General features: G+C 66.9%; 21 protein-coding genes, 1 tRNA gene and 1 pseudogene. 3 read left to right on the top strand and 20 right to left on the bottom strand.

Features of this window, described 5'->3' with window-relative positions; translation table 11 throughout:
- Window positions 1–3 precede the first annotated feature (3 nt).
- The 8 genes from ASC61_RS09605 to ASC61_RS09570 all read right to left on the bottom strand — a co-directional run bounded on the left by ASC61_RS09605 (window position 4) and on the right by ASC61_RS09570 (window position 9054).
- On the bottom strand, window positions 4–1392 hold the full coding sequence (locus ASC61_RS09605) for a class I SAM-dependent methyltransferase (RefSeq protein ID WP_056211322.1): 1389 nt from the start codon (window positions 1390–1392) through the stop codon (window positions 4–6).
- Entirely contained in the window at window positions 1389–2378 is a 990-nt protein-coding gene (locus tag ASC61_RS09600) for a class I SAM-dependent methyltransferase (protein WP_056211321.1), read from the bottom strand. The genes ASC61_RS09605 and ASC61_RS09600 overlap by 4 nt, the downstream gene beginning before the upstream one ends.
- The gene (locus ASC61_RS09595; protein ID WP_056211319.1) at window positions 2375–4855 is read right to left on the bottom strand and encodes a glycosyltransferase family 2 protein; all 2481 of its coding nucleotides are present in this window, start codon (window positions 4853–4855) and stop codon (window positions 2375–2377) included. The genes ASC61_RS09600 and ASC61_RS09595 overlap by 4 nt, the downstream gene beginning before the upstream one ends.
- 72 nt (window positions 4856–4927) lie before the next feature.
- Window positions 4928–6217, bottom strand: coding sequence for an SAM-dependent methyltransferase (locus ASC61_RS09590; RefSeq protein WP_056211317.1), 1290 nt, complete (start codon window positions 6215–6217; stop codon window positions 4928–4930).
- The gene (locus ASC61_RS09585) at window positions 6214–7572 is read right to left on the bottom strand and encodes an FAD-binding oxidoreductase (RefSeq protein ID WP_056211315.1); all 1359 of its coding nucleotides are present in this window, start codon (window positions 7570–7572) and stop codon (window positions 6214–6216) included. The genes ASC61_RS09590 and ASC61_RS09585 overlap by 4 nt, the downstream gene beginning before the upstream one ends.
- 48 nt (window positions 7573–7620) lie before the next feature.
- Complete coding sequence (gene aroQ, locus ASC61_RS09580; RefSeq protein WP_056211313.1) at window positions 7621–8046, bottom strand: type II 3-dehydroquinate dehydratase; 426 nt, start codon at window positions 8044–8046, stop codon at window positions 7621–7623.
- A gap of 5 nt (window positions 8047–8051) precedes the next feature.
- The gene (locus ASC61_RS09575) at window positions 8052–8711 is read right to left on the bottom strand and encodes a pirin family protein (RefSeq protein ID WP_056211311.1); all 660 of its coding nucleotides are present in this window, start codon (window positions 8709–8711) and stop codon (window positions 8052–8054) included.
- Window positions 8704–9054, bottom strand: coding sequence for a metallopeptidase family protein (locus ASC61_RS09570; protein WP_056211310.1), 351 nt, complete (start codon window positions 9052–9054; stop codon window positions 8704–8706). Before ASC61_RS09570 ends, ASC61_RS09575 begins: the two co-directional genes overlap by 8 nt.
- A 67-nt stretch (window positions 9055–9121) precedes the next feature.
- Between ASC61_RS09570 and ASC61_RS09565 the strand changes: the two genes are divergently transcribed.
- Window positions 9122–9197: transfer RNA gene (locus ASC61_RS09565), tRNA-Glu, on the top strand.
- Between the two features lie 233 nt (window positions 9198–9430).
- On the opposite strand, the pseudogene ASC61_RS20460 reads toward ASC61_RS09565, so the two are convergent.
- From ASC61_RS20460 to ASC61_RS09510, 11 genes and pseudogenes are all read right to left on the bottom strand, one after another.
- Window positions 9431–10441, bottom strand: a pseudogene (locus ASC61_RS20460) (tyrosine-type recombinase/integrase); the annotation flags it as partial.
- 42 nt (window positions 10442–10483) lie between these two features.
- Window positions 10484–10711: a helix-turn-helix transcriptional regulator gene (locus ASC61_RS09555; protein WP_056211307.1), complete on the bottom strand. Its 228-nt coding sequence runs from the start codon at window positions 10709–10711 to the stop codon at window positions 10484–10486.
- 233 nt (window positions 10712–10944) lie between these two features.
- Entirely contained in the window at window positions 10945–11637 is a 693-nt protein-coding gene (locus tag ASC61_RS09550; RefSeq protein WP_056211305.1) for a type 1 glutamine amidotransferase, read from the bottom strand.
- Window positions 11638–11641: 4 nt separating this feature from the next.
- Window positions 11642–12910, bottom strand: a complete 1269-nt coding sequence (locus ASC61_RS09545; RefSeq protein ID WP_056211303.1) for a cytochrome P450 — start codon at window positions 12908–12910, stop codon at window positions 11642–11644.
- 23 nt (window positions 12911–12933) lie between these two features.
- Window positions 12934–14358, bottom strand: a complete 1425-nt coding sequence (locus ASC61_RS09540; protein WP_235503527.1) for a glutamine synthetase family protein — start codon at window positions 14356–14358, stop codon at window positions 12934–12936.
- Window positions 14351–15463, bottom strand: coding sequence for an aromatic ring-hydroxylating dioxygenase subunit alpha (locus ASC61_RS09535; RefSeq protein ID WP_082530565.1), 1113 nt, complete (start codon window positions 15461–15463; stop codon window positions 14351–14353). Before ASC61_RS09535 ends, ASC61_RS09540 begins: the two co-directional genes overlap by 8 nt.
- Window positions 15464–15481: 18 nt before the next feature.
- On the bottom strand, window positions 15482–16459 hold the full coding sequence (locus tag ASC61_RS09530) for a PDR/VanB family oxidoreductase (RefSeq protein ID WP_200935425.1): 978 nt from the start codon (window positions 16457–16459) through the stop codon (window positions 15482–15484).
- Window positions 16460–16486: 27 nt separating this feature from the next.
- Complete coding sequence (locus ASC61_RS09525) at window positions 16487–17332, bottom strand: fumarylacetoacetate hydrolase family protein (protein ID WP_056211297.1); 846 nt, start codon at window positions 17330–17332, stop codon at window positions 16487–16489.
- Window positions 17329–18279: a catechol 1,2-dioxygenase gene (locus ASC61_RS09520; protein WP_056211296.1), complete on the bottom strand. Its 951-nt coding sequence runs from the start codon at window positions 18277–18279 to the stop codon at window positions 17329–17331. Before ASC61_RS09520 ends, ASC61_RS09525 begins: the two co-directional genes overlap by 4 nt.
- The gene (locus ASC61_RS09515; protein ID WP_056211294.1) at window positions 18272–19765 is read right to left on the bottom strand and encodes an aldehyde dehydrogenase family protein; all 1494 of its coding nucleotides are present in this window, start codon (window positions 19763–19765) and stop codon (window positions 18272–18274) included. Before ASC61_RS09515 ends, ASC61_RS09520 begins: the two co-directional genes overlap by 8 nt.
- Window positions 19762–20577 carry an acetoacetate decarboxylase family protein gene (locus ASC61_RS09510; RefSeq protein WP_056211292.1) on the bottom strand — a complete coding sequence of 272 codons (816 nt, stop codon included), beginning with the start codon at window positions 20575–20577 and terminating at the stop codon, window positions 19762–19764. The genes ASC61_RS09515 and ASC61_RS09510 overlap by 4 nt, the downstream gene beginning before the upstream one ends.
- 124 nt (window positions 20578–20701) lie before the next feature.
- On the opposite strand from ASC61_RS09510, the gene ASC61_RS09505 reads away from it, so the two are divergent.
- Both ASC61_RS09505 and ASC61_RS09500 read left to right on the top strand, forming a co-directional pair.
- Window positions 20702–22198: an aldehyde dehydrogenase gene (locus ASC61_RS09505; RefSeq protein ID WP_056211290.1), complete on the top strand. Its 1497-nt coding sequence runs from the start codon at window positions 20702–20704 to the stop codon at window positions 22196–22198.
- Window positions 22195–22914: a gamma-glutamyl-gamma-aminobutyrate hydrolase family protein gene (locus tag ASC61_RS09500; protein WP_056211288.1), complete on the top strand. Its 720-nt coding sequence runs from the start codon at window positions 22195–22197 to the stop codon at window positions 22912–22914. Before ASC61_RS09505 ends, ASC61_RS09500 begins: the two co-directional genes overlap by 4 nt.
- Here ASC61_RS09500 and ASC61_RS09495 read toward each other — a convergent pair.
- On the bottom strand, window positions 22895–23479 hold the full coding sequence (locus ASC61_RS09495) for a MarR family winged helix-turn-helix transcriptional regulator (protein WP_082530564.1): 585 nt from the start codon (window positions 23477–23479) through the stop codon (window positions 22895–22897). The two genes, ASC61_RS09500 and ASC61_RS09495, sit on opposite strands and share 20 nt — an antisense overlap.
- Window positions 23480–23501: the final 22 nt, after the last annotated feature.

Raw genomic sequence — 23501 nt, 5'->3', positions numbered from 1 at the left:
GAGCTACTTGCGGCGGCCGAACAGGCCGCGGCTGACCTTCTTGCGGGCCACCAGCATCGGCCGGTTGTTGTTGCGCGGGTCGCGGTCGTCGTCGCAGAACCCGATCGACTCGACATCGGCGAACCCGGCGGCCTTGAGCTGCGCGGTCGCGGCCTCGACGTCGCAGTTGCCGTTGCCCTCGAAGTAGAGCGTCGAGGCGGCCACCTGGCCCAGCAGGCGGTAGAGCCGGTCGGGCTGCTGCACGTGGGCCTCGATGGCGAGGGCCATGACGATGTCGAACGTGCCGAGCTCGGCGGCGTCGAGCTCATCGATGTCACCCTGCCGGAACGTCAGCCGGTCGAGGTCGGACAGCGCGGCGATCTCGGTGGCGAGGTCGACCTTGTCCTGGTCGAACTCGACGCCAAGGCCTGAGGCGACGCCGAGGTTGTTGAGCTCGAACAGCATCGCGCCGGCGTTCGACCCGAGGTCGAGCGCGCTCTTGCCACGGGCGAGGTCTGCGGTGATGCCGAACCGCTCGAGCCGACGGGCGGCGTCGCGCTGCGCCTCGTCCGCCGTCACGGTGAAGTTGGGCGTTGAGAACGCGCAGTACATGACGTCGCGCGTACGCAGCTCGTGCCGCCCGGCCTTCTTGCGGAAGCTTCCAGAGGCGGCGAGCAGCCTGGCGCGTACGTCGTCGGGGTCGGTCGACTCGGTCATGGTGGGTTCCTCCAGATAGGACGTGATGAACGTGTGGAGCTGCTGCGCCGAGTGGTCGACGTCGGGACCGGCGTCGAGCTCGAGCACCTCGACACCGCGGGCGCGCAGGCGTTGCGCAGCGATCTCGCAGGCTCGGAGCCCCGCTTCGACAGCCGTGCGCAGCCCCGCGTCGTCGAGTCCCGCGTAGCAGTTGGGTTGCGTGCCACGCGTCGCGATACGGGCGAGGATCGTGTCGACGTCGCCCGTGACCACGACGGCCGCCCTGGGCGTCGGTGCGAGCTCGAAGAACGTCGCAGCATCGCGCTCCACGTCGGGCGACTGCGGCAGGATGCTGAACGCCCGGTGCAGCAGCAGCTCGTCGTGCACCACCGGCACCGCGACGTCGAGCAGGTCAGCGGCACGTTGGTCGCGCGCGGAGCGCCGCAGCATCGTCAGCATCGCGATCTTCGACGAGGGCGAGACGGGCAGGCCGTGCACGATGTCCAGGCACGCGTCGACGAAGTCGCGCAGGGCCGGATCGTCGAGAGCCTCACCGATCGGACCGGAGACGGACATGCCGGCCGCCACCTGCTCCGGGCCCCACCACGTGCCGGACGGAGGTCGAAGCCGTTCGGCTGCCGCCAGGATCGTGGACTTGCCGACCCCTGACGGTCCGAGGACCTCGATGCGTACGCTCGACGGCACCGTCGCAGTCACTCCCCGAGCGCGAGGAACACCTGGCGCTCCGTCTGGTCGACCCGGGTCAGTCCGGGCACGTCGGCGAGCCAACGCTGCATCATCTCCTGCTCGTCGGGCCGCGGGGCGTCGTCGACCACGACGATCGCTCCGGGGGCCAGGCGCGACAGCAACATCGGTACGGCCGGATAGCGGGCGAGCCCGCCCGACGCCATCGGCGGTCCGTCCACGATGAGCAGGTCGATCGCCTCGACGTCGTGGAACGACGCGGGGTCGTACCACGGGGTGTCGTGGCCATCGATGACGCCGTCGACGAGTGGGGCGTCGCGCACCTCGGCCGGCCCGTCGGCGAACCCGTGGGCGACCAGCTCGGCACGGGTGATGCCGGCGAAGTGCGGGTCGTGGTCGAGCGAGATGATCCGCCCACCGCTGCCCCGGCGCTCGAGGGCGTACGACAGCCACAGGGTCGACGTGCCGCTGCCGAGCTCCACGATCGTGCGGATCGGACGGCGCTCGACGAGGTCCACGAGCTTGAGCAGTCCGCCGGCGTTGAGCGCCCAACGCCCTGACGGCGGCATCGCGGCGCGCAGCTCGAAGCGGTCGGAGAGCTGGATCATCGCCTCGATGTCCTGGACCCGGAGGTCGAGCGTCCGCTCGACACCCTTGCGGGTGCGGCCGAGGCGGTCTCGCAGGTCGGCGCGGCTGGCGGCCAGCTCGGTGCGCAGCGCCTTGTCGCTGGCCCGGGCCTCGGTGACGACCCGCTGCGAGACGTTGGCGATCGTGCGGTCGACGCGCTTCAGCGAGGCCGCATGGTCGTTCACCGTGTCGGCGAGGCCGCCTTGGCGGCGGCGCGTGTCGACCACGGCGAGCAGCGCAGCCGACTGGATCAGCAGCACGCACACGAGCGCCAGGCCCACGTTGTCGGCAATCGCAGCGACCACACCGACGACGAGGACGACGCCGATGACTCCGGCTGCCAGCAGCAGCTTGTGACTGGGGAGCCTCATGGCGCCTCGTTCTCCTTGTCATGGGCGCGGACCAGCGCGCCGATCCTGGTGGTGAAGGCCTCGGGCGACAGCTCCGCCGCCACGAACTCGTAGCCGCGCTCCTGCTGGGCCCGGAACGCCGGACGATCCTTGAGCAACGCCGTGATCGCCGTGGCAGGCGGTGCCTCGCCCCAGTAGCGGGCGGCGTCGCCGAACTGCGACTCGTAAGCGGGGTCGAGGAACACGACGCAGCCCTGCGACATCGCCGTCAGCGCCGCGAACATCGGCTCGGGTCCCCACGTGCGGCGGGGCAGCCCCACGAACACGTCGAGCTGGCGCAGGAACAGGGCCAGCGGTGCCGAGTCGAGGAGCCAGTTGGGCGGCAGCGGCGCCGGCCGCTCGATCGCGGCCACGGTGCCGCGTACGTCGCGGATGCGGATGTCGAGACGGTCGTCGTCGGGGAAGCAGCCCAGCAGCGTGGCCCAGTCCGGCCGGTCTTCGGCGAGTGGCTCGATGCCGGACGTGCCGATGACGGGCCGCGGCCCACCACGCTGACCGCGACGGCGTACGCGATGGACGTTGACCACCCCCAGGTGCTGGGGCTCGAGCACGGTGCCGGCTCCGTCGGCGACGAGCGCCTTGGCGATCGAGTCGTTGGTGGGCAACCACTCGGCCGGTGCCCCGAAGAGCTCCTGCACGTGCTGCTGGATGTGCACCGGGTCGTAGACCAGGGCATCGTCACCGGGAGCACGGGGCGGGTATGCCGCCCGGATGACGACCCGGTCGGCACGCAGGCCGACATCGACGGCAGGGCGCGGGTAGCTCAGCAGCTCTGGATCGTGGACCAGCACGAGCCGGGCCCGCAGGTCGTCGCGCCAGGCCGGGGTCACGATGCGTCCCTCGTTGCGCAGGTCGAGCACGGCCGGCGCCGGGGGAAGCCGCTTGTCGTCGGCGTAGCGCATGGCTTCCGCGTGGACGACCGCCGTGACCAGGCCCGAGTCGGCCAGGGCCGTGAGCTCCTGGACGTTGCCGTTGCAGCGCGGGTTGCCCGGTCGCCAGTCCGACACCAGCAGCACGTCCGCGGCATCGGTCACGGGAGCACCCTTGCCGAAGAACCGCTCGGGGGCCGCGAACCGCCGGGGCGCAGCCGGGTCGAGCAGAGGCGACTCGGTCCCGGCGGCGATCTGGTCGTGCCAGTGGTTGATCGCGTCTCGGTAGAACACCCGGTCGGCGTCCTGCCAGCCGAACCGGAAGTCCTCGAGCGACAGCGACGCGTGCGACAGCTGGATCAAGGCCAGGGGGTCCTTGATGGCGGCGATCCGCTCGCGGCCGAACACGGTCTTGATCCGCTCGCCGAACTCCATGTCGGCGCTCTTGCGGACCTCGTCGAAGCCACCGAGAGTCTCCATCACGATGTCGCGGCGGAACACCAAGGAGGAGGCGTTGGGTCGCACCGTCGGATAGCCGACCTTGCTCGTGATGACGTCGCCCGTCACGCGGACCGCGCGACTCGCCGAGGCGACGAGCGCCGGGTCGTCCAGCAGAGGCTGGAGCTGGCGCTGGATGCGCTCGGGGTGGGACCAGTCGTCGGAGTCCTGGAAGCCGATGAACTCGCCGCGAGCGCGGGCGATCGCGGTGTTGCGGATCTTGTAGGTCCCGCCGTTCTGCGGCATCACGACCAGCTCGATGCGGTCGTCCATCGCCGCCGCCTGGGTCAGCAGCGGCGTGAACTTCGGACCCGAGCAGTCGTCCACCATGAGGATCTCGAGGTGCGGCCAGGTCTGGTCGATCAACGACCGCAGCGCCGTGAACAGGCTCTGGTCGGGCTTGAAGACCGACATGATGATCGTGACGGTGGGCCCGTCACCGGCGACCTTCGCCGGCGGCTCTGCCGGCCGCAGGCGGTCGAACCTCGCCCCGTCGCCGTCGAGCAGCCCGATCGGCGAGAGTCCCCGAGACGTGAACAGCCGGTTGAACGAGCGCAGCCACTCGTCCTCGGTGGAACCGGGCCGGCCGGCCTCGGGACTGACCAGGTCGGTCTCCACCATCCATCGGCTGTCCTTGTCGAGCGTGATCTGCGGCAGGATCGACTCGACGTAGTCGTGCCGGCCGGCAGCGAGGTTGGTCTGCGCCTCGAGCCGGTGCGTGTCGTCCTTGCGACGGGGCCGGTGGCCCAGCACCCGGAGCGCCTGGTGCAGATCGGCCGACTCGGTGTAGTCGGGTCCGGGTCCCGGCCGGCCGGCGATCGCGCGGGCCAGGGCGGCGAGCGCGTCGAGATCGGTGAGTCCGCTGCCCGTGGCGTCGGTCTCGCCGCTGATCACCCGGCGGGCGGCAGCCAGCACCCCGTCATAGGTCAGGGTGCCGCCGGAGGCCATCAGTGACAGCAACGTGACGGACTCGTCGGCGCGATAGCGCAACGCGACGGCTGCGATGGTGCGCGGATCCAGCGACGTCTGGCGGGCGTACGTCGTGAGGAACTCGGGCGGATCGCCGCTCACCTGCAACCTGCCTTCCGGACGCTGAGCCGACCCCGTGCCCGGGGTCCGCACGCCACTCTAACGAGGACGCGCTCAGCTGCCCCACGTCGGGCGGAGCGGCCAGTCGGCGTTGCCGTGCGAGTCGGTCTTGACCGCGAGCACGTGGTGCAGCTCGATCTCGTTGCGCTCGAACGCGAGCCGCGATCCGGCCATGTAGATGCCCCACACCTTGGCCCGGCCGAGGCTGACCTCGCCGAGCGCCTCGTCCCAGTTGTCGACGAGGTTGTCGCACCAGCCCTTGAGCGTCAGCGCATAGTGCTCGCGGAGGTTCTCGACGTGGCGTACCTCGAGGCCGGCGTCCTGCGCCGCCACCGTGATGCGGCCGACGCCGGTGAGCTCGCCGTCCGGGAAGACGTAGCGGTCGATGAACGCACCGGTCGACATCGTCTTGTTGTGCGGTCGGGTGATGCAGTGGTTGAGCAGTCGGCCGCCGACCTTGAGGTGGTCGTTGAGGAAGCCGAAGTAGGACGGGTAGTTGCGCACGCCGATGTGCTCGGTGAGGCCGATCGAGCTGATCGCGTCGAAGTCGGTCTCGGTGACGTCGCGGTAGTCCATGAACCGGACCTCGGCGAGGTCGTCGAGGCCCTGGCGCTTGATCTCCTCCTGTGCCCAGCTGGCCTGCTCACGGGACAGCGTCACGCCGAGGACCTTGACGCCGTAGTGCTTGGCGGCGTGGCGGACCATGCCGCCCCAGCCACAGCCGATGTCGAGCAGTCGCTGGCCGGGCATGAGGTCGAGCTTGCGGGCGACGAGGTCGTACTTCTCGTACTGGGCCTCCTCGAGCGTGGACTCGAGCGTCGGGAAGACCGCACACGTGTAGGTCATCGACGGGCCGAGCACGAGCTCGTAGAAGCGGTTGGAGACGTCGTAGTGGTGGTGGATCGCCTCGGCGTCACGCTTCTTGTTGTGGCGCAGACCCTCCATCGCGCGGCGCCACTTGGGGAGGTGCTCCTCCGGCGGCGGGGGCGGGGGCTTGAGGTTGCCGAAGCCGAGGCTGCGGACGATCTGCACCATCTCAGCGGCCGACGGCACCTTGAACTTGAGCTGGCTCATCACCAGGACCATGGCGTCGTAGGGGTTGCCCGGGTGCACACCCTCGAGCTCGAGGTCACCCGAGACGTAGGCGCGGGCGAAGCCGAGGTCGCCTGGGGCGGTCATCAGGTAGGACAGGCCGCGCTCGTTGACGAGTCGCAGCTTGATGGGGGCGTCCTCGGGTCCCGCGATGCTGCCGTCGAAGGCCTCGAAGCGGAACGGCAGGCCGTCCTTCATGAGCCGGCCGAGCGCGTCAGCGATCGACAGTCGTACTCCCACGTCTGTGGTCATGAGTTCCTCACCGCTTTCTCGTACAGGGTGCTCAGTCTGCCCTCGGGGTCGTATCGCCCTCGGGCGGCGGCGAGCACCTCGCCGCCATACATCTGCTCGAACGTCTCCTGGTCGTAGAACGCCTCGGAGTAGAGGGACTTGTGCCCGCCGAGGCTGTGCACGAAGTCCTCGATCTTGCGGTTGACCATGCCCTCGGGGGAACCGGCCGGGACCTCGACGGTGCCCCAGAAGCCGGCGTTGACGTACGTCTCTCCGGGCGTCAGCGGGTAGACCGGCCACGGCCGCGTCGTCCTCAGCGGGCAGAGCCACACGGGGCGCATGCCGACCTCGGCGTCGAACCACTCGAGGAACTCCGGCAGCCGGTCGACCGGGACCTCGACGTCCTGGATCACACGCTCTCGACCCGGCACCTTCTTGATCCTGTCGAGGACCTTGCTGAGGCCGACCTTCTCGTCGAGCCCGACGAGCCGGTGGTAGACGTCGCTGCGGCGCCACCTGGTGGGCCACACCCTGCGGACCCACCTGTTCTGCGCGCCGAATGCTCCGGAGCACCAGAACCAGTCGGTGTCCCAGCGCCAGATGTAGTCGTTCATCGTGAGGGCGTCGGTCTCGCGGGTCTGGATCGACCGGTAGTAGATCTGCTGGCCCGTGTAGTCGCTGACGGTCTGCGGCGTGTCGGTGAAGTGGGCGAGCGTCAGGTAGATCTCGTCGGGGCTGAACGCGGTGCCGTCGAGGCCGTCGACGCGCTCACCGTGCCACTCGCCGGTCTCGGCGATGACCTCGATGGCCTTGACCGCAGCCGCGGCGTCGGCGACCTGGACGTGGCGCAGGGTGACGAACGGGGGGACCTTCTCGAGCTTGATCCTGAGTCGCGTGGCGTAGCCGAGGCTGCCGTAGGAGTTGGGGAACGCCTCGAACAGGTCGGCGTGATCGCCCTCCGGCGCCGCAGTCACGACCTCGCCGGAGCCCGTGAGGATGTCCATCTCGAGCACCGACTCGTGAGGCAGCCCGCTGCGGAACGAGGTCGACTCGATGCCGAGCCCCGTCACGGCGCCGCCGAGCGTGATCGTGCGCAGCTGCGGCACGACGTACGGGATGAAGCCGTGTGCGAGCGTCTCGGCGACGAGCTGCTCATAGGTGCAGATGCCCTGCACCTCGGCGGTCTGCGCCTCGGTGTCGATCGCGATGACGCCGTCGAGCCCGCTGACGTCGAGGCCGGGCGAGTCGTTGCCCTGGCGCGGACGGAACAGGTTGGACGTCTTCTTGGCGAGGCGTACGCGGTCTCCCGGAGCTATGCGCGCGTACGACGCCAGCAACCGATCAACGGCTTCCCCGTGGGCCTGCCAACCTTTCACGTGTTTCAGGTTAGACCCGTCTGACGACACCTCGCGTCGTAGGTCGCCCTAAGAGACAGCCAGGAACCGAATGGCAGCGGCATAGCCCTCGAGGCCCATGCCGACGACCACGGCGGCGGCGATGTCGCTGAGGTAGGAGGTGTGGCGGAACGACTCCCGCGCGTGCACGTTGCTGAGGTGCACCTCCACCAGCGGGGCGCTCAGCTGGCTCGCCGCGTCACGCACCGCGACCGACGTGTGGGTCCAGGCGCCGGCGTTGAGGATGACCGGCGAGCCGGCGTCGGCGGCGTCGTGCAGCCAGCCGATCATCTCGGACTCGGTGTCGGTCTGGCGGACGTCGACGTCGACGCCGGACTCCTTGGCGACCTCTTCGCAGCGCGCCACCAGGTCGGCGTACGTCGCGGTGCCGTAGACGTCGGGCTCGCGCACGCCGAGACGACCGAGGTTGGGGCCGTTGAGGACGAGGACCGTCATCCGTGTCACCTCTGCAGTTGCCAGATCAGCGCGGTTGCGGCGCTGGACGCCCTCAGATCGTACTCACCCTCGTCCGTCAGCCGGGCCTCATCGCCCGCGGCGAGCGTCGCGTCGCCCAGGCTGAGCGACCCTTCGGTGATGTGCACCAGGCTGCGACGCGCGGCAGGGACCGTCACGGACTGGCCGGCCGTCAGGCGTACGACGAACAGCTCGGCCCCGGTGTGCACGTCGACCGTCGGGGTCAGCTCGCCCGGACGTGGGTCGACGTCGGCCTGCGCGTACTCCGGCTCGGCGTCGTGGTCCGAGCTCAGCATCATCTGCACGAACACCAAGGGCACGTCGTCGGACGCGTTCTGCTCGGAGTGCTGCACACCGGTGCCGGCGCTCAAGCGCTGCGCCGTGCGCGGTTGGATGGTGCCACGGTGACCCGTGCCGTCCTGGTGCTGGAGCGCGCCCTCGAGCACCCAGGTCACGATCTCGACGTCTGCGTGGTGGTGCAGCTCGTAGCCCCGGCCGGCGTCGATGCGTTCGGTGTTGATCGCGATGAGTGGGCCGAAGCCGACGTTGTCAGGGTCGTAGTGCTGGCCGTACGAGAAGCTGTGCCACGTCGTCACGCCGTCGCCGTCAGTGCGGAAACGGTCGTCGGCGCGGCGGATCTCAGGCATAGCCCAGCTCGTGGAGTCGGTCGTCCTCGATGCCGAAGTGGTGGGCGATCTCGTGGACGACGGTGATGCCGACCTCCTCGACGACGTCCTCCTCGGTGTCGCAGATCGCGAGCGTCGGGTTGCGGTAGACGTGGATGCGGTCGGGCATGACCCCACCGTAGGAGGTGTCGCGCTCGGTCAGCGGTATGCCGTCGTAGAAGCCCAGCAGCGTCGGGTCGTCGGCAGGGGCGTCGTCCTCGATGAACAGCACGACGTTGTCGAGCAGGGCCGCGAGCTCGGCCGGCACCGCGTCGAACGCGGCCTCGACGAGCTCGGCGAAGCGGTCCTCGCTGACCTCGATCATGCTTCCATCCTGCCTGATGCGGTTTGGGCGGCACATCCCTCACCCACTATGCTGAACGGGCTTTCCGGCCCCCATCGTCTAGCGGCCTAGGACGCCGCCCTTTCACGGCGGTAGCACGGGTTCGAATCCCGTTGGGGGTGCCAGTCTCAAACGGCATCTGACCTGCAGCGATGCGCTCCAGCAACCTGGACAGCCGCTCATCTGATTGCCCAATTGGCAACACTTTGGCAACAGCACGTTCCGCGGGCAACGCAGGTGTCGAACCGCGCTCCAGATGGCGAGCCGCGTCCATCGCGTCGGCGACCTCATCGAGGCGGTTCTCAAACAGGTGGCCATACGTGTCGAGGGTCATCGTCGCCGACCCGTGACCGAGCATCTGCTGCACCACCTTGACGTCTGCACCGGACGCGATCGCGAGGGAAGCTGCCGTGTGCCGCAGCTCGTGCGGATAGAGATCAGGAATGCCGATCGACTCCGCAGCTGGCCTGAACACTTTCCGGAAGCCCGATACCCGCAGTGGGTTGCCGCTGCGGATGCCTGCGAACACGAGATCGTCCGGCTCCCTGCCTTCGAGATGTTGGGCAAGATCATCGACGAGGAAACGCGGAATAGGCACCTCACGTCGTTGATGCGTCTTGGTGGTACCCCACACCATGCCGAGGCCCTGCACCGGCGTGACCGACTCGGCGATCACGGCACGACGCTTCTCCAGATCGATACGCCGCACGCGCAGCGCCGCCATCTCCCCGAAGCGGACACCCGTGTAGGCCAGGAACAGGACGACGAGGCGATACATCTCATTCGTGCGCTCGTCGTGAGCTCGATGCTTGCTGACCTCGGCCGGGTAGCCGCACGCCTGGGCCAGGGCATCGACCTGCGCATGGGTCAGGTAGCGCCGCTCGTGCTTGACCGGTCGCGGGAGGTTGACCTGAGTGGCGACGTTCCGAACGAGCCGCCCGTCCCTGACGGCCATGTCGAGCATGAGTGAGAGCACGCGGTGGATCTTGCGAACCGACGCCGGCGATTGAGTCCTTGTCAGCTCGGTGACCCATACCTGGACCTCGGAGTGCAACACGGCGGACAACTTGACGTTGCTCCACGCTGGATTGATGTGCTTGCGCACGACACCCTCATATCGCTCCTGGGTCGTCGGCTTGAGCTGTGTCTGGCCCGCGAGCCAGAGCTTCGCCCACTCCCCCACAGTGATCCGCGAAAGCGCCGGGTCGACATACGAGCCGGTGTTCTTCGAGCTCTCCACACTGGTCAAGAACCGTTCGGCATCGACCTTGCGTTGGAAGGTCTTGTTGCGCTGTTTCCCGGCGGGTGTTCGGTAGTGGGCTCGCCAAACGCTCTTGCCGCTTGCCGTGCGCTTCTCAATGCTGGCCATGACTGCCTCCTCGTCCCAGTCTCGGGGGGTGCCCCGACAGCATCAATGAGTTCCGACGCCGCTGTGGATGGTCTGCTCGTGCAGCCACGCGATCACGTCAGCCCGCCAGTAGCGAACGGCACGGCCCACGCGGAAGCTCCGCGGCCCGGTTCCCATGTGGCGCCAGTAACGGAGAGTCGCGACGGGAGTGCGCACCAGCGCAGCAGCTTCGTCGAGCGTCAGCATGACGGCTTCTCCCTCGTCACTGGCGCGATTGAAATTCTCGGTCATCGTGTGCTCCTCGGAGTAGTTGCGTACTCCTTAAGGCCACCGGGACGCCGCGAGTGGCCAAACCGGGCGGTGCCACATGGACAAGTCTCCTCACCGCTGGTGACTCCGGACTGAGTTTCTGCCCGTTATCTCGAGTGCATTCGTGGTCGCGGAGTCGCTGATATCACCGTGGGGGTCCACCGGGGGTGCACCTTCTCAGCCCGTTCAGTGCCGCTGCACCGACGGCCGAGCCATCACGTAGCCGCGACATCGTCGAGGAAGTAGTTGACGAGCGCGGCCGCCCGGACTCGGATCTCCTCGTCCAGGGAAGCAATATGATCCAGCAGCACGTCGGGGTCGAGCCCGCTGTCCCGGGCGTCCTGCGCGCCTCCGTCCTCAATCCAGGCGCGTACGCTGTCGGCGTCGACCTCCGGGTGGAACTGCAATGCGAGGTTGCGGCGGAGCACGAACGCCTGCGGGGCAGCGGCGTTGACGCCGACGACTGTCGCCTCCGCCGGCGGCACGAACCGGTCGTGGTGCCATTGCGTCCAGACCCCGGTCACTGCTGGCACTCCCAACACGACGTGCGGGCCGATCTCCGGGGCCGGCGATGCGACGACGTCGCCGCCATGCGCTTGGGCGAGCATCTGCCCGCCGAAGCAGATCCCGAAGACGGGCACTCCGGACTCGTCTGCGGTCTGCAAAAGCTCGAGCTCGGGCTTCACCCACGACGCGACCTGGTCGCTGTAGACGCTCCACCGGGCACCCAGCACGAGGATGGCGTCGTAGTCACGCGGGTCCGGGAAGTCGAAGTCCACGCCGGGATTGTCGGTACGGCCCGGCGGAACCACCTGGACGCGATCGACGTGGTAGCCGCGCGCAATGAAGCGCTCCTCGATCGGCCCCGCCGAAAGGTAGTCGTGCCCGATGAGAAGCAAGTGCTTCATCAGATCAAGGTGCCGGTCGCGAGACTACCGAGACAGGAAACTTCTTGATCCCGTTCACGAAGTTGCTGCGCACCCGGGTGACGTCGCCGTTCACCTTGATCGACTCGATACGCGGCAGGAGGGTCTCGAACAGGATGCGGATCTCCATGCGGGCGAGGTTGCTGCCCAAGCAGAAGTGCGGGCCGCCCTTGCCGAACGTGACGTGGTCATTGGGGTAGCGCCTGACGTCCAGCTGGTCGGCGGCGTCGAACACGGTCTCGTCGCGGTTGCCGGAAGCGAACCACATGACGACCTTGTCGCCCTTCTTGATCTGTGCACCGCCCAGCTCGACATCGCGGGTCGCAGTCCTTCGGAAGTGATAGACCGGTGACGCCCAGCGGATCAGCTCCTCAACCCCGACAGCCATGGCCTCAGGGTTGTCGCGCAGGTATGCCAGTTGCTCAGGGTTGTTGATCAGGGCCAGCATCGCGTGACTGATGGCGTGCCGGGTCGTCTCGTTCCCGGCGACGACGAGAAGGAGAAAGTAGTTGTCGAACTCGGTCGCGGTCAGCGGCTCACCGTCTTCGGGCACCCGGTTGACGAGCTTGCTGACGAGGTCGTCGCCGTCACCCCCGCGCCGTTCAGCCGCGAGCTTTCGGCCGTACTCGAACACCTCCAGCGAGGCCGGAGACCTGAACGGCAGATGCTTGTAGGTCTCGCTGTCGCTGCTGCCGAGGAGAACGTCGGCATAGTCGGGATCGGTGTTGCCGATGATCCGGTTGCCCCATTCGATGAGCTGATCCGTGTCGGTCTCGGGCACCTCGAGCAGACGGGCGAGAACCTGGATCGGGAAGTCAGCGCTGATCTTCTCGACGAAGTCGAACTCGTCCTGGGCCAGCGCCTCTTCGACGGTTTGGCGTGTCAGGTCCCGGAGAAATTCCTCGTAGCGCCCGAGCATGCGACCACCGAAGTCACGCAGCAGCAACTTGCGCAGCGCCATGTGGCGCGTGCCGTCGCTCTCGAGCATGGAGCGACGCAGGGCGACGTAGTCCTCGTCGTCGACCTCCTCGAGGTTCACGTACTTCGTCGATGTGAAGGTCTCCGGATCGCTGTCGACCGCCTTGATGTCGGCGTGCCGCGTCACCGACCAGAACCCGGAGTTGGGCAGCGCCTCAGCATTCCAGTGCACCGGCGCCTCGGCCCGGAGGGTTTCGAACGCGGTCCAAGCCTCATTGCGCTCGAACAAGCTGAGATCAGTGAGATCGATTCCCGGGAGGGTGTGCTGTGTTGTCATGCTTGCTCCGCATCGGAAGGTGTTCAGAGGTGGTAGGCGTACTCGCGCGATTCCCAGTCGGTCACCCAGCGGGAGAACCTTTCGAGCTCGTTGCGTTTGTAGGCGACGAAGGAGTTCACGAACGTGAGCCCCAAGATCTCCGTCAGTTCCTGGTCCGCCTCCAGTGCGTCCAGGGACGCACCGAGCGATGACGGAAGCCTCGGAGCCTTGGTCTCGTCGTAGCCGTAGCCCTCAAGAGGACTCCCGAGTTCCGCCTTCGACTTGATCCCCAGATATGCGGCAGCCAGCGTCGCCGCGATCGCAAGATAGGGGTTGGCTGTCGCGTCGCCGAGGCGGAGCTCGAGCCTGGACGCCATCCCCCGCTCGGGCGGGATCCGGACCATCGCGCTCCGGTTGTCCAGCCCCCAGTCGATCAGCCATGGCGCAAGGGTGTCGGGTCCGAATCGCTTGTAAGAGTTGATGGTCGGGTTGCACAGTGCCGCGATGGCTGGGGCGTGCTGCAGGACGCCGGCGATCGCGCTTCGTCCCGTGTCGGACAGGCCATGAGCGCCAAGGGGATCGTCGAACGCGGCGGCGCCGTCATCGGTGAGCGCCGAGAAGTGCAGGTGGAATCCGGAGCCACCCTCGTCGTTGAACGGCTTGGCCATGAAGGTGACGCTCTTCCCGGCGCGGCGCGCCAGCTCCTTGATCGCCGCCTTGAACCGGAACGCCCGATCCGCTGCGTCCAGCGCGGTCGAGTGCCAGAGGTTGATCTCGAACTGTCCACTCGAGAACTCGTGGTTGCCGGCCACCACCTCGAGACCATAGCCATCGAGCTGCCTGAGTGTGTCCAGGAGAAAGTTGTCGGGATCGCCCTTGCGCCCGGAGACATATACGTTTCCGGTGGCTTCGCCGTATCGTGACCATCCGGTCGGCGTGGACGGATCAGCATCCAGCACGAAGAACTCGAGCTCTGGTCCGAGAACGGGTGACAAGTCAAGCTCGGCGAACTTCTCCACCACGCGCCGCAGGACGTTGCGAGGGCTCTCCTGTGATGGCGTCCCGTCCGGATTGAAGACGTCGACGATGCAGTGTGCGACGCCGGGCTCCCAAGGCATGGCGATCAGGGTCGCCAAGTCCGGTCGAGCAACGACGTCAGGCAGCCCGTCGGCCAGTCCGCCCTCGAAATCGACCACGTCCCCGCGGGGGGTCGTACCGTACACCGAGCGGCAGAACGCCACCCCGCCCGCGGCGGTTCGCGCCAGACGGCTGGTCAGCACATCCCGGCCGCGCTCCGAGCCGATGAAGTCGGAGTAGCCGAGTCGAACCACGTCGATGTCTTGATCTCGAAGTCGCTGCTCTGCTGCGGCGAGACCCTCCAGGTCGTGCTGCACGGGCTGCTCCTGACGTGGGTGTGAATGAACGGTACGCGACAAACTTGCCATTTGTAAAGTTTCTCGGTTAGTCATCGCGACTCACACGTGCGCGAGTCCTCGTCGCGATCGACCCCAGAGGTGTCTCGCCCTGCTCGATCAGCATCGCGCGGATGATCCGACGCACCTCGAGGGCGGCCGCGTCAGCACTGACATGAACCTCACGCTCGAGGGGGTCGCGGTCGTTGCTGGACTGCAGGATCTCCAGGACGTCCTTGACGCGGGTGTAATAGCTCCGGAATGTCGCCTCGAGCTGTTGGCTCACCCGCGTGTCGTTGACCGCGAAATTGCGACTCAGCCGCCAGATCAATCCGGTGCTTCCCACGGCGCGAGGAGTGACCGCCTGGACGAAACGTAGGTGATAGAGCCCGGCCGGGACAGATTCCGAGTCAGCGACGCGGACGTCGAAGCTGTCGATCCAGAGACCTGGTCCGACGAACGAGCCTTCCTCGGTCTGAACGTGCTGCTCCTCGGGCGACACGCCCAGGAGGCCGGCGTGCCACGGGGCCAGCGGTGACCGTGGGAAGGACCTGACGTGCGTCACGGTCGTTTCGTTGAGCTTGACCTCGAGAGGCGGCGGTGAGTCGAGCAGGACGGCGGGCGCAATGTCGGGGGCTACAACGGGCACATGCGTGATGTCGGCGAAGTTCTCGTGCAGCAGAAGAAAGTTCGCCTCGACCTCATCCTCGCCCGCGACGGTTCTCCAGCTCGGATCCTCCAGCCACGGGAGCTCCGGTGGAGTACGTCCGTCCGACGCGTTGGCAGATCCCGGCCACAGCCACACGAAACCGTTGAGCTCGACGACCGGAAAGGCGCGGACTTCGGCGCCGAATGGCACGTGCGACTGTGACGGGACGCGGATGCAGCGACCATCAGGACCGTACGTGAACCCGTGGTAACCATCGACGATGTTGTCGCCGTCGACATGTCCGCGACTCAGCGGGTATCCGCGATGTGCGCACTTGTCGATCAACGCGACAGCAACTCCGCTCTCGGCCCTGTAGAGCACGATCGGCATGTCAGCTATCCGGCGGCGGATGGGAGTCCGGGTCACTGCCTCCGCTGCTGCAGCGACATACCAACAGTTGAGTGGAAATTGGTCGAGGCGGTCACGCCGCGCACGTTCTGCTGAGCGAATCATGGTGAAGAGTCCCGTCTGTCAGAGGTCGAGGGTGAGCCGGCCGGAGGTGCAGCGGGAGACGCAGATCAACATGTACTCGTTCGACTCCCGCTCCTCGTCGGACAGGATCGAGTCGCGATGGTCCACGTCGCCGCTGATCACGCCGGTCTCGCACGTACCGCAGACGCCCTCGAAGCAAGACCCGAGCACGCTCACGCCGGCCTCCTGCACCACGTCGAACACGGACTGGCCGGGCTCGACCGTGAGCTTCTTTCCAGATCGCTGCAGGACGACCTCGAACGCATCCTCTGGACCGTCGTCGTCGACCGCGGCCTTGGCCGCGAACCGTTCGACCTTCAACGAGCTCGAGCGATCCGGACGAGTGCTGACCACTGATTCGACGGCCTCCAGCAACCCTTCTGGACCGCAGCAGTAGATCAACGAGCCGTCGTCGTCCCCGACGGCTTCGGCAAGGTCGATCCGTCCCACTTGGTCGCTGGGCGCGATGCGTACCTTGTCGCCGAATTCGAGGAGCTCGTCGACGAACGCCATGGAGGCGATGCTGCGTCCGCAGTAGGTCAGCGACCACTCGTCTCCGGCCGCTTGCACCTCCCTGATCATCGGCAGCAATGGCGTGATACCAATACCCCCCGCGATGAACCGGTATGACGATGCACGCACGAGCGGGAAATGGTTGCGCGGTCCGCGGACCTTGAGGCGCGAGCCCGATTTCAGGCTCTCGTGGATCGATCGGGATCCACCTCTGCCATCGTCGGAACGGAGCACCGCTACTCGCCATCGATGGGAGTCCCTGGGGTCACCGCAGAGCGAGTACTGGCGCGTGAGCCCGGACTCGAGCATCAGGTCGACGTGGGCGCCCGGCGTCCAACGCGGCAGCGCGGATCCCGACGGATCGACGAGCGTCAATGCGAGCACGCCATCGGCTGCTGCATGAGCCTGTTCGACCTCGAGCTCAAGCTCCACTTCTCGGACCACGGTCATCGTGTCAGTCGTCATCTGCGGGCCTCCAAGACCTGTCGCTTCTCAGCGCTGCGGCGCACGTTGGCCGCGGTGCTCCCAATCGCCGCCCAGTGCAGTCGAAAGCACTTCTTCACTTTCGGTTGGCTGGGCCCCGCAGTCCTCACGGACCGGAACAGGACCGGAGACGATGTGGTTCCGCAAGGTGCCCAGCCCTTCGACCTCGACCTCGACGATGTCCCCCGGGTACACCGTTCGCGACGTTGCCGGCGTCCCCGAGAGGAGCACGTCGCCTGGGAACAGCGTGATGGTCCGCGCGATGTCGGCCACCAGGTAGTTCATGTCCCACTTCATCTCGGACGTGTTGCCGTCCTGCTTGACCTCCCCGTTGACCAACGTCCGAATGCGCTTGTCGTGGAAGTCCCAGTCATCGATGAGGCCGGGGCCAAGCGGGCACAGGGTGTCGGAGCCCTTGACGCGCAGCATCGATCCAGCGTCGGTGTCCCGGAAGTCGTGCAACCCGTAGTCGTTGGCGATCGTGTAGCCCGCGATGTGGTCCCCCGCCTCGTCCGGGCTCACGTTGCGCGCCGTCTTGCCGATGACGATGGCGATCTCGCCCTCGAAGTTCAACCACTTGCATCGCTCGGGACGCACGACGGCACCGTCATGGGCGTTGAGCGCCGAGGTCGGCTTGTGGAAGTAGGTCGGTGCGTCCGGCAGCCCGATCCCAAACTCGGCGACCCTGCTCTCGTAGTTGAGATGGACAGCGACGATCTTGGAAGGCACGACGGGGGGCAGGTGGGTTGCCTCCTCGATGGCGACGGTTCGACCATCGGGAGCTCGAAGCTCCTCCCCCGCTCGTACGGTCTGGACGACGTTGCCGTCGAGAAGGATTCTTCTGAACTCGGTCATGCGGGATCTCCTGCAGTCAGTGGGAAGTAGCGGGCATCGGCCTCGGTCAGGTCAGTGCGGCGAGGGGCCGGAAATCCCGCGGCAGGCCGGTCGAACCACAGGTGGACCTGGCCCGTGCCGATCGAGTTCTCGTACTCGCCATACATGCGAGAAGGCGCAGTGCAGTCACCTTCGCCGAGGGCGCCGAGCATCATCAGGTAGTGCCCGAAGCGCGCCTCGGGCCGGAAGCGGTAGAACTCCGGCATCGTGTCGAGCACCTGCCGGTGGTCACCTGCCGCGAGCCACTCCAGTCGTACGCGGTCGGCTTCTGCGGCTTCTGGGGTGAAGATGTGGTCGACGCCGGCGGACTCGTGCTGGCGGAGCTCGCGCAGCGGCCAGAACGTGTGCGACATCGCTCCGGAAGCGATCAGGAGCACACGTCGGTCTGACGCACGAATCGCGTCGCCCAAGGCTCGGCCCAGTCGGAGATTGTCCTCGGTGTCCGCGGTCTGGCAGACCCCGATCGAGACCCATCGCTTGTCGGGCAGCCCCTGTCCCAGGAACTCCCAGAGATTCGTCGTCGCGTAGAAGATCGGCAGGTGGTCGTCGTCGATCGCCGTGATCCACGTGCCGTGCTCAGCACCCCTAGCCGCGATCGCATGGGCGAGCTCTGGATCGCCTGCGAAGTCGTACGGCCGCCGGCACATGCCGCGCGGCAGCTCCTCGGACGTGAAGAGTCCGGCCCGCCTGTTCTGCGCTGTGACGACGAACTCGACTGTCGTCGCCCAGTGCGAGTCGAGGACCACGACAGTGTCGTAGTCGAGCACGTCGAAGACCTCGGCACGAAGCTCCTCGAGCCCCGAGACGAGCGTCGAGTCCTGCCCGTGGTTGAGCTCGCGTCGTGTTGCCCCAGGCAGGACGATGGTCGGTACGTGCGCCAGCAGACCGGCGCCGACGATGTCACCCATGATGTTCTCCCGTGGTCGATGTGTCCGTGCGCCAGCCCTCGGGTGAGAACACGGTGTTCTTGATGTCGGAATAGAACTCGAACGACCAGTCGCCGCCTTCTCGGCCGATCCCGGACCGTCCTGAGCCGCCGAACGGCGCACCGAGATCGCGTACGAAGAAGCAGTTGACCCACACGGTGCCGGCGACGAGGGCGGAACTGACTCGTTCAGCCCTGACGGGATCCCCGGTCACGAGTGTCGCGGCCAGGCCGAAACGGGTGTCGTTGGCCATGCTGATGGCCTGCTCCTCGGTGCGGAACGTCTGGATCGTCAGGACCGGCCCGAACACTTCTTCGGTCAGGATCTCGCTGCCCGGTTCGGCATCGACCAGCACCGTCGGCTGGTAGTACAGACCACCGAGCTCTGCATTGGGTCCACCGCCGACCAACGCCTTTGCGCCGGCCTCCAGGGCTCGACTGACGAAACCGTCAACCTTCTCGAAGTGCGATCGCGTGATGAGACAGCTCATGTCAGTCTTCTCGTCGCGAGGATCACCCTGGACGATGTCGCGGGTACGGCGCGTCACCTCCTCGACAAAGGAGTACGCGATGGTTTCCTCCACGAGGATCCGGAACGCACCCAGACACACCTGCCCGGAGTTGTCGAACTGCTCGACAGCCAGACCGACGGCAAGGTCGAAGTCTGCGTCGGCGAACACCACCAGAGGCGACTTGCCACCCAGCTCGTACGACAACGGGACGATGTTGGCTGCCGCAGCTCGCGAGATGACGCCAGCGGTGGGCACCGAGCCGGTGAACGCCAGCCGGTTGATGTCCGGGTGCGCAGTCAGAGGCGCGCCCGCCTCGACGCCTGTCCCCTGCACGACGTTGAGCACGCCAGCCGGCAGCCCCGCTTCATGAGCAATGTCCGCGAAGAGGGATGCCGTGAGCGGCGCCCACTCCGGGGGCTTCAGCACCACCGTGTTGCCCGCGGCAAGGGCGGGGCCGATGCGCCAAGTGGCGAGCATCAGCGGAGCGTTCCACGGTGTGATGATCGCGACGACTCCGGCCGGATCGTACGTGACGCGCTGCCGGTGTCCGCGGATGCTGCCGTCCGGACGGCCGAGCGTCTGGAGATGGTCGGCGAAGTGCCGGAAGTTCATGGCCACCCGCGGCATGACGCCTCGCCGGTGCGACCTCAGGAGGGCGCCGTTGTCAGCGGTCTCGACCTGCGCGAGGTCCTCGGCGCGGGCGTCGATGCCGTCGGCAACGCGATGCAGGATCGCTGCCCGCTCACCGATCGGCATCGAGGCCCAGGCGGCGAACGCCGATCGAGCGGCAGTCACCGCGCGATCGATCTCGCCGGGTCCACCGCTGTGCACGTGCGCAAGGACGGTCTCATCGATCGGAGAGACATCCTCGAACGTCTCGGCGGACGCCACACGTTCGCCGCCGATCCAGTGCCGAAGGTCGACCTGGACACCAGCCACTGTTGCCTGGGTACTCATGCGGGCGCCCCGTTCGTGGAACGGGTGTGGATCAGCTCGCCACCGTCCCAGACGACGCCGACCTGACGGTAGTACCCGCCGATGATCTCTCGCGGCGCGAGCCGATCGAGCTCCTCCGTGGGGGACGCGAAGAGCTCGAAATGGTCGACGTCTGCCGCCCATGCTGGTCCCGCTTCGAATTCCTTGGCGCCGGTGCTGATGATCTCGTCCAAGGAGAACGCGGTCGGGTCGGCGATGTCCGTGACCCAGCGATCGTGCGCCATCTTGTGCCCGTTCACGAAGCCGTTCGTCTCGGTCTCGCGCGTCAACGTGATCCTGGCCTCCGCGAGTCGGCGGTCTGACGCGGCAAGCGACGCGCCGAAGGCGCCTCCCGCAGCGATGCGCGGCGCCGGACCGAACGGATGTGGACGCGTCTGATGGATCGAGCCCAGCTTCTTCGGGTAGCCCTGATAGGCGCCGCGAGCGATCGCGAAATCGGTGTCGACCCAGATGTAGACGCAACGGCTGTACGTGCGCCCCTCGAACTGGCATCTCACGACGACGAACGCTTCCTTGTACTGCCCGCGGACCGGGTCGGCCAGCTCAGCGCGATCGGTCGCGCAGGACTGCCAGTCAGCCCAGATGAACGCCACGGCGCCCGGGTCCTCGTCTGCGAGGGCCAGCGGCTCGGGCAGCAGCTCGGCCACGCGATCCGGATCGACCCGGAACTCGATCGTCAACAGGTCGCCCGAGTAGTGCCATGGCGGGGCCGGGAGAAGTGACGCCTTGCCGGTCGCAGTACGCGGACCGTAGAAACCGTGCAAACGACTCACGACGAGACCTCTTCCCTCGTTCGGTTCCGAACGGTATTGTCCATATCGAGCAACCTATGCGGATGGATAGTTCTCGTCAACCCCCCTTCCGCCCCAGTCCGACCCCACGAGTCAGGGAGCCGCCATGACGACCACCACCGAGTCCGCAGTTGACTGGATCGGGCGCGCCGCCACGATCCGCGTCCCGGAGCGCATGATCATCAACGGGCAAGACGTCGACGCAGCCAGTGGCACGGCGACGGCGGTCTTCTCCCCACGCGACCGGCACATCGTGGCGACGGTGCCGGACGCCGGCACGGCGGACGTCGACCACGCCGTCGAAGCAGCCCGGACGGCGTTCGACGCGGGCACCTGGTCGCGAATGCCCCCACAGCAACGCAAGCGCGTCCTGCAAACGTTCTCCGACCTGGTCGAGGCGCATCGCGATGAGCTGGCGCTTCTCATCGCCCTCGAGATGGGCAAGCCGGTGGAGATCGCCCGCGACATCGAGATGAAGACCACCGTGGCGTGCTATCGCTGGTACGCGGAGTTCGCCGACAAGATGAACGGCGAGACACCCGACACGGGTGAGGGTGCGTTGGCACTCATCACACGGGAGCCGGTGGGCGTTGTCGGCGTCGTCACTCCGTGGAACTTCCCCATGACTCTTGCCGCGTGGAAGATCGCCCCAGCACTCGCCGCAGGAAATTCGGTCGTCGTCAAGCCGTCCGAGCTGTCGCCGCTGTCGATGTTGCGCATCGCTGAGCTGGCTCGGCAAGCGGGACTACCGGACGGCGTCCTCAACGTCGTCACCGGCAACGGTCCAACCGCCGGTCGGGCACTTGGCTCCCATCCTGATGTCGACGTGCTCGCCTTCACTGGATCGACCAACGTGGGTCGGGAATTCTTGCGGTACTCAGCCGACTCCAACCTCAAGAACGTGTGGCTGGAGCTGGGCGGCAAGTCCCCGAGCGTCGTGCTGCCCGATGCTGACCTCGAAGCGGCTGCCGACGTGATCGCGGGGAACATCTTCTTCAACAGCGGTCAGATGTGCACTGCGCCGTCGCGACTGATCGTCCACGCCGCCGTCGCGGCTGATCTCACGGCGGCAATCGTCGACCGTGCCGCCAAGAACGTGGTCGGAGATCCACTGGTGCCGGGCACCACGATGGGTCCGCTCGTCAACGAGCAACGCCTCAGATCGGTCGAGCGCTACGTCGAGCAGGCAGCTGTCGAAGGCGTCGCGATAGCCACCGGCGGCTGTCGTGTCACGCCCACCGGCGCAGGCGCCTACTATGCACCGACTGTGCTCACCAATGTCGACCCACAGTCCGCTGTGGCACGCGAGGAGATCTTCGGTCCGGTGCTGTCCGTCCTGGTCGCGTCCGACGTCGAGCAGGCGGTCCGACTCGCAAACGACTCCGACTACGGGCTGGGCGCGTCGATCTGGACCAGGAATGTCAGCACTGCCCACCGAGTCGCCCGACGCCTCCGGGCTGGGACAGTCTGGGTCAACTGCTACGAGGAAGGCGACATGACCGTCCCGTTCGGCGGATACAAGCAGAGCGGAAACGGCCGGGACAAGTCAGCGCATGCCCTCGACAAGTACACCGAGCTGAAGACCACTTGGATAGCGTTGTGACCACCCGGCCGCTGATCGCGATCCCGAGCCGGTTCTCGAGCTCCGCATCAGCTCTGCGCTATGCCGCCGAGGTTGGTGCCGCCGCCCTGCTCGAAGCGGTGTATGAGGCGGGCGGCGAGCCCTTGCTCGTCCATCCAGCGCGACCGTCTGACGACGGGTCGGAAATCGCCCACCGGATGCGCTTCGCCGACGGAGTGCTCCTGCCCGGTGGAGGGGATGTCGCGGCCAGCCACTACGGCGCCGAGCACCATGAGGCGCTGTATGACGTCGACGAGGTGCAGGATGCCTTCGACTTCGCCATCGCTCGCTGGGCATGGGCCGACCACGTGCCGCTGCTAGCGATCTGTCGGGGGCTCCAGGTCGTGAACGTGTCGCTCGGCGGCACCTTGGAGCAGGACATGAAGGATCATCACCGACACGTCGTGTCAGAGCTCTCGTTGAGCACGAACACCCGCCTTCGCAGTGTGACCGGGAACAGCATCGTGACGATCAGCTGCTATCACCACCAATCGATCGCGCAGCTCGGCGAGGGCTTGGTCGTCTCGGCCCGAACCAGCGGAGGCGTCATCGAGGCGGTCGAGTCCGTCGACTCAGGTGGATGGTTCCTCGGCGTCCAGTGGCACCCGGAGGACACGGCCGCAGCGGATGTTCCGCAGGCGAACCTGTTCGCAGCGCTGGTCGCGGCGGCCGCCGAGTTCAGGATGTCTCGGGTTTGAGCTGCTTGCCCGCGCGTCGCTCTTCACCTTCGTCCTCGAGGAGTCCATGAATGACGCGAAGCGCGTCGGTCAGCTGCTGCTGTTGGCGACTGGACAGGCGGGAGACAATGAACGATTCCTCCGCGTTGAACTCGAGGTAGAGGGTTGAGATCAGGTCGCGCCCGCTGTCGGTGAGCTCGACAAGCACAAGACGGCCCTCAGTCTCATGCGGTCGTCGCACAAGGAGTCCCTTGTTCTCCAGCGTGCTGAGGACTCCGCTGAGGGTGCTCCTGTTGACGTTGACCTCATCAGCGAGGTGGCGAGTTTGCATCTCGCCCCAGATCCACAGCACCCACAGCGTGACGAAGCCCGTCCACGTCAGGCCTGTCTCGCGCAGGATCCCCTGTTCGAAGTGGTTCCGCATGCGGGCCGCGACGCGATAGAGGTTCGAGACGAGAGTCATGGCCTGGATGTCGACGCCGAGACCGGCCACCTGTTTCTCGGCGAGCATCTCTGACATCGTTCTGCCGGTTCGGTCCTCGACCTGACTTCCAAGACGCTTCATCTCGGCTGAGGTTGGTGTCATGTCGTCAGCATAGTCATTCGCT

The sequence above is a fragment of the Aeromicrobium sp. Root344 genome, assembly GCF_001425755.1.
Classification (GTDB): domain Bacteria; phylum Actinomycetota; class Actinomycetes; order Propionibacteriales; family Nocardioidaceae; genus Aeromicrobium.
This window is presented reverse-complemented; position numbering and strand designations above follow the sequence as displayed.